The following is a 12523-nucleotide window of genomic DNA, read 5'->3' on the forward strand; positions in this document are numbered from 1 at the left end:
CCGCCGGGCCGAGCCCCGCCCCCCCCGCGCGGACCCGGGGGGCGCGCCGGCGGGGGGGGGGGCCCCCCGGGGCCCGCGGGGGGGGGGGGGGGTCCCCCCGGGCCCCCCCCGCGACCCGCTGTTTGCCCAAGGACGGTATCGGTGCAATCTCGGCACGGATACGATGCGGTCAGGTAGGGCGGATCCATGTGGAGGCGCCGCATGTGGAGGGCAGGGCCATGCGATCGGTGAGCCGCACCGGACTGTTGGCCACAGGATTGGGCCTGGGAGCTGTCGGCGGTTTCGTCGGCAGTCTGCTCAGGGAGCGTAGTGCGCTGTCAGCCGCCCGTGGCGCGGCTGGCCACGGAAGTGAAGGACTGGCTTCATGGGGCGTCGGCTCGTACCGCTCACGCTGGACAACCTCCCGGACATCCCCAAGCGCTGCCGCGCCTGTGTCTTCTGGGAGCTCGATCCGGTCAGCGGCGAAGCAGCCGTAAGGGCCGGCCGGCCGGAGCTGGAGAAGGAGGCATGGATCTCCGCCGTTCTGCTGGAGTGGGGATCCTGCGGTCGGGTGGTCTATGTCGATGAGGTCCCGGTGGGTTTTGTGCTGTACGCGCCTCCGGCGTATGTGCCGCGCTCCACGGCCTTTCCGACGAGTCCGGTCGCTGCGGATGCCGTCCAGCTGATGACGGCATGGCTGATGCCCGGGTACCAGGGGCAGGGGCTGGGCCGGGTGATGGTGCAGACCGTCGCCAAGGATCTGATCCGCCGGGGCTTCAAGGCGGTGGAGGCGTTCGGGGACGCCACGTGGAAGGAACCGGCGTGTGTGCTGCCCGCCGATCATCTGCTGGCCGTGGGCTTCAAGACCGTACGGCCGCATCCGCGCTACCCCCGGCTGAGGCTGGAGCTGAGGACGACGATCTCCTGGAAGGAGGATGTCGAGCTGGCGCTGGACCGGCTGCTCGGCGCCGTCCAGAAGGAGCCCGCGCTTCGGCCGCTGTAGCGGGTTCCACGTGAAACACGAAGGGGCTGCCCGATGGGCAGCCCCTTCGTGTATGAGGGCGACGCGTGGTGCGCTCAGCCGATGAAGTCGGCCAGGTCGCGCTCGATGGCGGCCTTGGGCTTGGCGCCGACGATGGTCTTGGCGACCTCGCCGCCCTGGTAGACATTGAGCGTCGGGATGGACATCACGCCGTACTTGGCGGCCGTCGCCGGGTTCTCGTCGATGTTGAGCTTGGCGATGACGATCTTGTCGGGGTGCTCGGCCGCGATGGCCTCCAGGGAGGGGGCGATCTGGCGGCACGGACCGCACCAGGCGGCCCAGAAGTCGACGAGTACCGGCTTGTCGCTCTTGAGGACCTTCTCCTCGAAGTCGGCGTCCGTCACGGTGACCGTGGCACCGGCCATGGCAATCTCCTTAGTGAGTTGGTGCAGAGGTGGGAAGCGGAGTCAGACGGTGGCGTCGCCCTGGCCGAGCGAGGCGAGGTACCGCTCGGCGTCCAGTGCCGCAGAGCAACCGGTGCCGGCCGCGGTGATCGCCTGACGGTAGGTGTGGTCCACGACATCGCCGGCGGCGAAGACACCGGGCAGGTTGGTCCGGGTGGTGGGCGCGTCCACCTTCAGGTACCCGTCGTCGTCCAGGCCCAGCTGGCCCTTGAACAGCTCGGTGCGCGGGTCGTGGCCGATCGCGATGAACAGTCCGGTGACCGGCAGCTCGGAGGTCTCGTCCTTCTTGACGTCGCGGATCGTGAGACCGGAGAGCTTGCCGTCGCCGTGGATCTCCTCGACCAGGCTGTCCCAGATGAATGAGATCTTCGGGTCGGCGAAGGCCCGCTCCTGCATCGCCTTGCTGGCGCGCAGGGTGTCCCGGCGGTGGACCACGGTGACCGACTTGGCGAACCGCGACAGGAAGGTCGCCTCCTCCAGGGCCGTGTCGCCGCCGCCGATGACCGCGATGTCCTGGTCCTTGAAGAAGAACCCGTCACAGGTGGCACACCAGGAGACACCGCGGCCGGAGAGCTCGTCCTCACGCGGCAGCCCCAGCTTGCGGTGCTGGGAGCCGGTGGCCACGATGACGGTCTTGGCACGGTGGACCGTGCCGGCGGAGTCGGTGACGGTCTTGATCTGCTCACTGAGGTCGACCGCGGCCACGTCGTCCGGAATGAGCTCGGCGCCGAAGCGCTCGGCCTGGGCCCGCATGTTGTCCATCAGGTCGGGGCCCATGATCCCGTCCCGGAAGCCCGGGAAGTTCTCCACATCGGTGGTGTTCATCAGGGCGCCACCCGCGGTCACGGAGCCTTCGAAGACCAGCGGCTTCAAGGAAGCGCGGGCGGTGTAGAGCGCGGCCGTATAGCCCGCGGGCCCGGAACCGATGATGATCACGTTGCGGACGTCGCTCACGGATGTCTTCCTTGTCTCTGCCGACTGCCGGACTGCTGACTGGGCGGGCGGCTCCGGGTTCCCCCGGAATTCCGCTGCCACCCCACCCAACGGATCCTACGGGTCAGGCATTCCCGAGCGCTGTCAGGCAGGGCCCCGGTGTGCGGTGTGCCTCAGCGCCGCGGGTAGGTCCGGGTCACCAGGAGCTCCCCGGGAGCCGTCGGGGACGCCGAGACGCAGGACGCGTCGATCACAAAGGCATCGACGCGCGAGCTGTCGGAGGGGTGCGGGAGGACGACGATATAGGCGCTCTGGCCGTCGTAGGTGTCCTGCTGTGCCGCGAGAGCCGGCTCCTTGCGGCCGGTGCCGCTCTGTACGCAGGAGGGCACCTCAGGGTCGTCATCGGCGCGCAGCGGCACATCGGGTGAGTTGCCCTGCCCGGTGACGCCGTCCGACGCGGTGGACTTCCGGTCGGCGAGCAGTTCGTGCACGCGGTCCTTGAGTGTGCCCGAGGAGAGGGTGGACTTCCCGGTGGGGCTCTGGCTGGCGTGCGCCTGGGTGTCGCTGTCGCTGTTATCGCCGGAGGAGCCGCTCTGGAGGAAGAAGGATCCGATGCCGATCACCGCCGCGGCGCATGCGCCGCCGAGGACCGCCTTGCGCCAGCGGCGGGCGCGGCCGGGGCGGGTGCCGGGTCCGGTGGTTCCCCGTCCAGGACCGGTGGCCCCACGCGGGCGCCCGGCGGGCCGGTCCGCCGCGATGGACGGCTTGGCCGTGGGCTCCACGGTGTCGGATCCGGGGTCGCTGGAGGCGTCATCGGGCGCCGTTTCACGTGAAACAGGCGGGTGCGCGGCGTCCGGATCCGGAGTTTCACGTGAAACATCGGCCACGCGCTCGGGGGTGGTCGCGTCGAGAAGCGCTTCGGCGGCCAGCGCCGCGTCGATGCGGCCCGCGACATCGGCGGGCATCCGCACCGGCCCCGGGAGGGTCCCGAGCAGAGCGCGAATCTCGTCCAGGGACTCCCGTACGTCCGTACACAGCACGCAGCTCGTGAGGTGAGTGCGCACATCGACGGCGCGGGACGGAGAGAGCAGACCCTCGGTGAGTGCGGAGATCTCCGCGACTTCAGGGTGCTCTTCCGTGTCCGTCGAGGATGTCACGCTCGCCCACCTCCGCCCTTCACGGCATCTGTGTCGTTCGGTCCTGCCGTCGGTGGGACGGACGTCCCCTGCGTCCGGTTCCTTCCCATGCTCGAGGGTGAGCTACCCCTCCCACTGGGGTGGAGATGTGAGAGGAGGGGCAGCAGTCGTGCGCGGCCCCGGGCGCAGCGGCTCTTGACGGTGCCGGTGGGAACGTCCAGCACCTTCGCCGCCTCCGCGACGGGGTAGCCCTGCATATCGACCAGCACCAGGGCCGCGCGCTGTTCGGGAGGGAGGGTGCGCAGCGCCTGGAGGAGTTCGCGGTGGAGATCACCGCGCTCGGCGGGGGCGGCGGCCGACTCATGGGGTTCCAGGAGCTGCTCGAGCCGCTCGGTGTCGTCGACGGGGGAGGTGCGACGGGAGGCGGCCTTGCGGGCCCGGTCCAGGCAGGCGTTGACCGTGATGCGGTGGAGCCAGGTGGTCACGGCGGACTGGCCCCGGAACGTGTGGGCGGCGCGGTAGGCGGAGACGAGCGCGTCCTGGACCGCGTCGGCCGCTTCCTCACGGTCGCCGAGGGTGCGCAGCGCCACCGCCCAGAGTCTGTCGCGGTGGCGCCGCACTATTTCGCTGAAGGCGTCCGGGTCGCCGTCGACGTGCCGGGCGAGGAGCTCGCCGTCGCTCGCTCCGCCGATGGTGGCGTCGTCCAACGTTGAGCCCCTCCCCTCTCGGCCGACCGTAGAGGGTCAGCCCTTGACCTTGATCTCCGAGATGCCGCCACGGTAGCGATCGGGGGTGCTGGCCGGAAGCTCCGTGATGTGGACCAGGACGTATCGCGTCCGTACCGGCTTGTCGAGAACGGTGGACAGCTTCTTCCCGACGCTCTTCAGATCGGTGAGGTGCTTGGAGAAGGCGCTGAGTGAGGTGGGGTCGGAGGCGGAGGGATCGGCGGCGAGGACTTCCACCTTCTGGCCGGCGCTGTAGAAGTCGATGTCGAGGCTCGAGACGCTTTTGGCGCTGCCGAGGTCGACGATGATGCCACTGCCCTGCTTGCGACCGGGCAGATTACCGAAGTTCGGGTAGTTGTAGAACAACTTGGTCACCCAGGCGGTGTCCGTATCGCCGTCGACGGCGCCATCGACCTTGTCCGGCGCGAAGGGCGCGTCCAGCGGCGAGAACTCCGTGGCGCTATCGATGCTGAGCGGCTTGCCCACCGGCTTCAGGCCCTTGCCGTCGTCCTTCTCACCGGTGGACTTGCCCGGACTGGACTTGTTCTCCTCCTTGAGGAGGGTGTCCGCGAGCTGCCAGCTGCCGAGGCCGAGAGCGGCGATCAGAAGGGCGGAGACGGTCCACTTGAGGGCCTTGCCCGTGCGGCTCTGCAGCGGCGGCGGAGGCGGCACGGGAGCGACCGGACGGGCCGTGTGCGCGGTGCCGCCGCGGTTCGGCTGCTGGCCGTACACACCCTGTTGGTACGTCGTGCGCTGGTACGCCGGGGAAGGGGTGAAGGCGGGCTCCGGCGGCCGGATACGCGGCGTGGCCGCGACGGCCTTGGCCAGCTCCTCGGGGGTGGTGCAGGGCTGGTCCTGACGGGAGGCGGTGGCCCCGTCGTTGACCAGCGCGCGCATCGCGAGCTCGGACAGACCGCGGTGAACTCCGGCGCGGACCTGGTCGGGAGCGATCAGGCCCACGCCCTTGGGCAGCCCGGAGAGGCCGTAGGCGTCGGCCTCGTACGGCCAGCGCTGAGTGAGCGCCGCGTACAGCAGCGCGCCGATCGCCTCGGTGTCGGTGCGCTGGGGGTGGTCGACGCTGATACCACGCAGGGCGGCCATGACGGCCAGTCCGCGGATACGGTACTGGCCGGACTCGGTGCGCAGCACGGAGCCGGGGTTCAGCCGCAGATGGGCCAGGCCCTCGCGGTGGGCGGCGGCCATGGCCTGGGAGACCTGGCTGACCAGTTGGTACGCGTCGTGCGGCTCGAGCGGCCCGGCGGCCAGCACCGCCGTGAGCTCGGTGGCGTCGGGAAGCCACTCATGGACGACATAGACAAGATCGTTCTCCTCGACGGCGTCGAGGACCTGGACGAAGCGGGGATCGCCCAGCAGGGCCGCCGAACGGGCGGCTGCGAGCACCGACCTGGCGCGCGGATGGTCCGCGGGCACGACATGCACCCCGACGGCACGCCGCAGTTTCTCGTCCACGGCACGCCAACTGCTGAATCCGTCCAGACGGGTGACGCACTCCTCCAGACGGTAGCGTCTGGCCAGCTTGTGACCGCTGTGCAGTTCGAGCGGGTTCGCTTCGGCCGCGGCGCCCGTATCGTCGGTGACCGCGGCCTCTGTACCCTTGCCGACCTTCTGTTTCGTCCCCGCCCCGTCGGCCGTGGCCTTACCCGCCTCGGCGGTCAGCGGCTCCTCTCCACCGCTGTCGGCCACGTCGACGGCAGCCGTGCTCCGTTCCGCCACCGTCGTTCCTGCCTCCCCATCCGTTGCGCCTACTCCGAGCCAAGACAATTGTGCCCACAGTCCGCCGCTATGCACGACACACGGTGGCGGACGATGGTTGTGCTCAATGATCAGCGTCCGAGTCGTCCGCGCACCATACCGACCATGGCCGTCAGCTCATCAACGCGCATCCGTTTCGCAGCAATGTAGAAGACCGCGATAAGAACGAGACCGCCACCCAGCAAAGCCGCTACGGAGCCGACGACGCCCATTCCGAGGGTTTGCATGATGGTGTAGGCCGAGCCGCCGCCCAGGAGGGCGGCGGGGATGCTGGCGCCGACGAGGCGGGTGTAGGTGCGCACGACGCGGGGGCCGTCCAGATCGCCGCCCAGCCGGTTGCGCAGCCGCTTCCAGGCCACACCCACGCCGATGGCGTAGGCCAGGCCGTAGGCGGCCGCCATACCGGCGACGGCCCAGCGGGCGGGGAGCAGGAGATAGGCGAGCCCGGATCCGGCGGCGTTGACGGCGGCGATGATCACCGTGTTGTAGAAGGGGGTGCGGGTGTCCTCGTAGGCATAGAAGCCGCGGAGGACGACGTACTGCACGGAGAAGGGGATCAGACCCAGGCTGAACGCCATGAGGATGTAGCCCATGGAGACGGCCGCATCGGTGCCGGAGGCGCCGAACAGCAGGGTGCACATGGGGATGCCCAGGGCGATGAAGCCGAAGGCGAGCGGGACGATGGCGACCGCGGAGGTGCGCAGGCCCTGCGAGATGTCGTCGCGGACCGCTCCGGCGTCCCCGTCGTGGGCCGCCCGGGAGATCCGGGGCAGCAGCGAGGCCATGACGGAGACGGTGATGATCGCCTGCGGCATGCCCCAGATGAGCTGGGCGCTGGAGTAACCGACGAAGCTCATGCCCGGTGCGTTCTGGTTCTCGGCCTCGGCACCGGCCGCGGTGGACAGCTGGGTCACGACCAGCACGCCCGCCTGGTTGGCGAGGACGAACAGAACCGTCCACTTGGCCAGCTTGGCGGCCTTGCCGAGGCCGTGGCCGCGCCAGTCGAAGCGCGGCCGGAAGCGGAAGCCGGTGGCACGCAGATAGGGGAACATCGCCAGGGACTGGACGACGAGCCCCAGCAGGGTGCCCATGCCCAGCAGCCGGATGCCTTCGGCGGTGATGGTCGTGGTGTCCATCTTGGAGCTGCCGGCGGTGCCGAACACCCAGATGAACAGGCCGAAGGTGAAGATTATGACGATGTTGTTCAGTACGGGGGTCCACATCATCGCCCCGAACCGGCCCCGGGCGTTGAGGATTTGGCCGACCACCACGTGAATGCCCATGAAGAAGATGGTGGGCAGGCAGTAGCGGGCGAAGGTGACCGCGACCTCGTTGTCGGCGGGGTTGTCCGCGATGGTCGGCGACATCACGCGGATCAGCACCGGCGCGGCGAGCACGGTCACCGCGACCAGGAGGCCGAGCACCACCATCACCAGGGTGAGCAGCCGGTTGGCGAATGCCTCGCCGCCGTCGTCGTCCTCCTTCATCGCGCGCACGAGCTGCGGGACGAAGACGGAGTTCAGACCCCCGCCGATGGTGAGGATGTAGACCATCGTCGGCAGCGTGTAGGCGAGGGCGTAGGTGGAGCCGAGGGTGGCCGCGCCCAGGCCCGCGAGGACCACCATCTGCCGGACGAAGCCGGTGAGCCGGGAGACCAGGGTGCCCGCCGCCATCAGCGCGCTGGACTGGAGCACGCTGGACGCGCGTCCCTTGCCCCCTGAGGGCTTCTTCGGCTCGGGCTCGGTCGCGGGGGCGGTCACCACCGGGGCGGCCACCGTGGGGGCGGCGGCTGTCGCGCCGGCGAACTCGGATCTGGGCGGTCCGGGGAACGGCGCCTGCCCCTGAGCGGGCGCCTGGCCCTGGGGGTAGTTCTCCGGGCCCTGCGGGTAGCCCTGGCCCTGGCCGGGCCGGGGGTCATAGGGCTGCTGATCGCGGTAGAGATGTGCGAAGGCGTCCCGCTGCGGCTGCTCCCCCGCCCCGTAGCCGTCACCGGCTCCCGGATAGCCCTGGCCCGCCTGATCGGCGGTGTACGGCTGCTGTACGGCGCCCTGGGGGCCGGCGGCGGCCTGGGGGGACCAGGCGCGCGGGTCGGGGCCCTGCGGTGTGGGGGGCTGCTGGTAGTACTGCTGCTGGTAGCCGTCCTGCTGCGAGGCGTGGGAGGAGCGCCGGTCGTACAGGGGGTCCGTCAGCGGATCGTGGGCGTACCGATCCTGCGTCGGATACGGGTAGGGCGTGAAGCTGCCCGTCGCGTACGAGTCGTCCAGATACGGATCCGGTGCGTAGTACTGCTGGCCGTACGACTGGCGCGGATCGGCCGGAGGCGCCTGGTGGGCGTCGCCCAGATACGGATCCTGCTGGTGCGGTTCCTGTCCGTAAGGGTCGTGGGGGCCGTGAGGGGACGGCTGTGGCGGCGGTGGCACTCGGCCATCACCGTCATACGGCGCGTTCATCGCTACCCCACCTCATCGTCCACTGCGGCCCACCGGCCCCGGCATTGCTCAATGGTCCACTTTCTCACCCGAGCCGGACGGGCCAGCGCTTTGCGATCCGGTGTCCGATGCCGGGTCACTCGGCTGCTCGGGCACAAGGGCGTGTGCGGAGTCACACCGGTCGTTCTCCGGGGCCTCGCTGTCGTCCTCATCCTGCCCGTGCGCCTCCTCGGCGTCTTCCCCGTCCCCGCCGTCCTCACCACTCCTGGCGGCCGCGCGCTTGCGCTGCACATAGATCCGGACACCGGCGAGGACCAGCAGCAGCACACCGCCGGCGATCACGAGAATCACGGTCGACGTGATCTCGGTGACATTCACCTCGAACAGCATCTCGTCGCCGTACGGCTGCCCGTCCGGGGTGTAGAGCCGCGCCGAGACCCACACCGGGCCGTTCGCGTTGGCCGTGGTCCCGAACTTCACGGACTGGCTGTGGCCGCCCTCCACATTGACCAGCTGGGGGTCGCTGACCTCCAGCCTGTTGCCTTGCTGGGAGCGCAGGACGAGCCGCAGCTCGACGCTCTGCACCAGGTTGTTCTGGACGGTTACCGGGACGGTCGCGCTGCGCCCGGAGAGAGTCATGTCCGTCTTCGGGACCAGGCGCACCTTCTTGGTGAGCCCGGAGAGATAGGTCTGCACATCGTGCCGGAAGCCGGTCGCGTTCTGCGCCTCGCTGCGCCACGAGGTCGACATCTCGCGCCTGATCGCGTTCCCGAAGGGGGTGACCACCCGGTACTTGGCGGTCAGGATCGGCTCGAAATTGTCCAGGGTCTTCTGGGTCTCCTGGATCCGGTCGAACGCCTCGGTGGGCAGTTCCCGCGCGCGCAGCGAGCGGGGGTAGGAGCGGGTGCTCGGCACCCGCTGGGTGGCGCTCGGGTCGGGCTTGGCCTTCGCGGCCTGCCCTAGGCTCATTGGCTGAGTCCACTGCCCGGAGAGGCCCTCCATGGCCGCCGCCATCGACTGCGCCTGGCTGGTGGTGGGCGTCCGCTGGGGGGCGACCACGATACTGCGCTGCCTGTCCGGCGCCTGCAGATTGATCATCTGGCTCTGGGCCAGGAACCGCTGGATGGCGAGGGTGGAGTTCTCGGCCTTGGACATGTCGCCGGTGAAGGCCGTCGACAGCCGCGCGTCGGCGACCACCGCCGTATTGCCGCCGCCGATCTGGCGGGCCGCGGTGGGGGTGTAGGAGAGCCCGCCGGTCTCGCGCAGGCTGTCGCTGCGGGCGATCACGTTGTGGGCACCCGCGGAGGTGGCGACGTCCACGATCGAGGAGTCGACCGCGCCGTCCACCGGCCAGGCGAAGTCCGTACGCGGCCTCACCCCGGTGATGGTCTCCACGGTCGTCGAGGCGAGCTCGGTGGCGCCCTGGAGGTGGCTGAGAGCGCCGGTGACGTTCTTACCGCGGTGGGCGAGCGAGGCGAGGTCGGGGTCGGCGAACGGCAGCGCGACCACCTGCTTGCCGTCCACGGCCTTCTGGAGGGCGTCCAGCCACTGCTTGGCGACGGTCTGGCCGCGGCCCGCCCTGGTCCCGTTGCCCGAGGGGTTCTGGACCTCGTACTTCTTGGTCATCGCGTCGACCGTGGCGAGCAGGTCCGGGTCGACCACCCAGGTGATGGGGAGGTTCTTCCCCAGGGCGACCATCTGCTGCAGCCGGCCGCCCGGGGCCAGCTCCTTGGCCAGGCGGTCGTCCCGGAAGATCGGGGTGCGGTCCTCGTCGTTGTCCGTGCGGGCGGTCACATGGGTGGCGGAGATCAGCGGCCACAGATAGGTGAGCTGGGACTTCTTCTGGGACGGGCCCGACTGCCAGGGCAGGAAGGTCCGCTCGATGCCCAGCACCTGCGGCCAGGGCTGATGGGAGGTGTCACCGGTGAGCGAGACGCCGAGCTGGTAGACGCCGTTCTCGCCCAGGTGCAACTGATCCACCGGTATGGAGAGGGAGAAGTCGCGGCTGGTGCCGGCCGCCAGCTTGCCGATCTTCTTGGCGTATTTGCCGTCGATCTCGGTGCCGTCGAGCCCCTCCGTATAGCCGGTGCGGTGGGCCGTGGTGTCGATCGCGCTGCGGCCGCTCATGGTCGGGCCCACGCGGAGGCCCACACGGGCGTCCGAGACCGTGCCCTTGGTGTCGTTGGTGACGGTGCCGCTGACGGTGAGGGTGTCGCTCTTCTTCGGCGCGGTGGGAGTCAGTGAGGTGATGGAGACATCCACCGATCGCGAGCCGGTGGCCTTGCTCTCGGCGTGGGCGGCGGGTGCCGCCGGAATCTGTGCCAGGCCCGCGAGCATCGGCGCCGCGGCCAGCAGGGCCGCCGTGCGCCGCAACCATCGCCGGGCACGAACGGAAGTTGTCCCCCGGAGGTCTGCCGCATCGGCCACGCGCTCGCCCGTCCCTTGTCGTCAGTAGGTCGTCAGTGGTCGTCGCAATGTGCGTCCACGAAATGGTAACGATGCCCGCTGTGACGAAGTGCTGTGGAGGGCTCCACAAGATCGTTACGCAGTGGTGGCCCCATCGGGGGTGGAGTCTCGGGGGCGCACGGCCACGTACCCTGTTCTGTTGTGCCGAACGCCAACAATGACAGCCGATCCCCGCAGTCGACCAACGAGCTCAGCCAGGTGCAGCGCCGCGCCGTGGGCGAACTCCTGCGGGTCTCTCCCGTTGCCGACGATCTTGCCCGCCGTTTCCAGCAGGCCGGTTTCCGCCTGGCCCTGGTTGGCGGCTCGGTACGGGACGCGCTGCTCGGCCGGCTCGGTAACGATCTGGATTTCACGACGGACGCACGCCCGGACGAGGTACTGAAGATCGTACGGCCCTGGGCGGACGCGGTCTGGGACGTCGGCATCGCCTTCGGTACGGTTGGCTGCCGGAAGGGCATGTCGCCAGGAAGCGGGTCGGACCAGAGCTTCCAGATCGAAATCACGACTTACCGGTCAGAAGCCTATGACCGGACATCTCGGAAGCCCGAGGTGTCCTACGGCGACTCCATCGAGGAGGACCTGGTCCGTCGGGACTTCACGGTCAACGCGATGGCGGTGGCGCTTCCGCAGAAGGAGTTCATCGACCCGCACCACGGTCTGGAGGATCTCGCCGCCCGGGTGCTGCGCACTCCGGGGACGCCCGAGGAGTCCTTCTCCGACGATCCACTGCGGATGATGCGTGCCGCGCGCTTCGCCGCGCAGCTGGACTTCGAGGTGGCCCCCGAGGTCGTCGCCGCGATGACGGCGATGGCCGAGCGCATCGACATCGTTTCGGCGGAGCGGGTGCGTGATGAGCTCAACAAGCTCGTCCTGGCCGATCACCCCCGCGAGGGGCTGCGGCTGCTGGTGGAGACAGGGCTCGCCGACCGCGTCCTGCCGGAGCTTCCGGCGCTGCGCCTGGAGCGCGATGAGCACCACCGCCACAAGGATGTCTACGAGCACTCGCTGACGGTGCTGGACCAGGCCATCGACCTGGAGACCGAGGGCCCCGATCTGACGCTGCGGCTGGCCGCGCTGCTGCATGACATCGGCAAGCCCAAGACGCGCCGCTTCGAGAAGGACGGCCGGGTCTCCTTCCACCACCACGAGGTGGTGGGGGCCAAGATGACCAAGTACCGGATGATGAGGCTCAAGTACTCCAATGAGCTGATCAAGGATGTCTCACGCCTGGTCGAGCTGCATCTGCGCTTCCACGGCTATGGCACGGGGGAATGGACCGACTCCGCGGTCCGCCGCTATGTCCGTGACGCCGGGCCACTGCTGGACCGGCTGCACAAGCTGACCCGCTCGGACTGCACCACGCGCAATCGGCGGAAGGCGACGGCGCTCTCGCGCGCGTACGACGGTCTCGAGGAGCGCATCGCCCGGCTGCAGGAGCAGGAAGAACTGGATGCGATCCGCCCGGATCTGGATGGCAACGAGATCATGAAGATTCTCGGCATCCCCCCGGGTCCGCAGGTCGGCAAGGCGTACAAGCATCTGCTGGAGCTGCGGCTGGAGCATGGTCCGATGGAACGGGACGCCGCGATCTCCGCGCTCCAGGAGTGGTGGGAAGCCCAGCCGGAAGGCTGAGCCC

9 protein-coding genes are annotated in these 12523 nt (G+C 69.5%); 2 read left to right on the top strand and 7 right to left on the bottom strand.

Going from position 1 to position 12523, the window contains the following annotated elements:
• Window positions 1-364 precede the first annotated feature (364 nt).
• Window positions 365-982 (top strand): GNAT family N-acetyltransferase, encoded by a 618-nt coding sequence (locus tag J2Z30_RS37895; protein ID WP_037954609.1) that lies wholly within the window; start codon window positions 365-367, stop codon window positions 980-982.
• A gap of 74 nt (window positions 983-1056) precedes the next feature.
• Here J2Z30_RS37895 and trxA read toward each other — a convergent pair whose 3' ends face one another.
• The 7 genes from trxA to J2Z30_RS37930 form a co-directional block, all read right to left on the bottom strand.
• The gene (gene trxA, locus J2Z30_RS37900) at window positions 1057-1386 is read right to left on the bottom strand and encodes a thioredoxin (protein ID WP_014061966.1); all 330 of its coding nucleotides are present in this window, start codon (window positions 1384-1386) and stop codon (window positions 1057-1059) included.
• Window positions 1387-1428: 42 nt separating this feature from the next.
• Window positions 1429-2379 carry a thioredoxin-disulfide reductase gene (gene trxB, locus J2Z30_RS37905; protein WP_020869974.1) on the bottom strand — a complete coding sequence of 317 codons (951 nt, stop codon included), beginning with the start codon at window positions 2377-2379 and terminating at the stop codon, window positions 1429-1431.
• A 152-nt stretch (window positions 2380-2531) separates the two neighbouring features.
• Complete coding sequence (locus J2Z30_RS37910; protein WP_044572610.1) at window positions 2532-3515, bottom strand: RsmA family anti-sigma factor; 984 nt, start codon at window positions 3513-3515, stop codon at window positions 2532-2534.
• A complete protein-coding gene (sigM, locus tag J2Z30_RS37915; RefSeq protein WP_020869976.1) occupies window positions 3512-4201 on the bottom strand; it encodes an RNA polymerase sigma factor SigM in 690 nt (229 codons plus the stop codon). The genes J2Z30_RS37910 and sigM overlap by 4 nt, the downstream gene beginning before the upstream one ends.
• A gap of 36 nt (window positions 4202-4237) precedes the next feature.
• Window positions 4238-5953, bottom strand: a complete 1716-nt coding sequence (locus J2Z30_RS37920; RefSeq protein WP_044572612.1) for a protein kinase family protein — start codon at window positions 5951-5953, stop codon at window positions 4238-4240.
• A gap of 110 nt (window positions 5954-6063) precedes the next feature.
• Window positions 6064-8442 carry a murein biosynthesis integral membrane protein MurJ gene (gene murJ, locus J2Z30_RS37925; RefSeq protein WP_044572614.1) on the bottom strand — a complete coding sequence of 793 codons (2379 nt, stop codon included), beginning with the start codon at window positions 8440-8442 and terminating at the stop codon, window positions 6064-6066.
• A 48-nt stretch (window positions 8443-8490) separates the two neighbouring features.
• Window positions 8491-10848 carry a DUF6049 family protein gene (locus J2Z30_RS37930; RefSeq protein WP_044572618.1) on the bottom strand — a complete coding sequence of 786 codons (2358 nt, stop codon included), beginning with the start codon at window positions 10846-10848 and terminating at the stop codon, window positions 8491-8493.
• 180 nt (window positions 10849-11028) lie between these two features.
• Between J2Z30_RS37930 and J2Z30_RS37935 the strand changes: the two genes are divergently transcribed.
• Window positions 11029-12519: a CCA tRNA nucleotidyltransferase gene (locus tag J2Z30_RS37935; protein ID WP_044572621.1), complete on the top strand. Its 1491-nt coding sequence runs from the start codon at window positions 11029-11031 to the stop codon at window positions 12517-12519.
• The last annotated feature ends 4 nt before the right edge of the window (window positions 12520-12523 follow it).

The organism is Streptomyces iranensis, from assembly GCF_017874715.1.
In the GTDB taxonomy this organism is placed as follows: domain Bacteria; phylum Actinomycetota; class Actinomycetes; order Streptomycetales; family Streptomycetaceae; genus Streptomyces; species Streptomyces iranensis.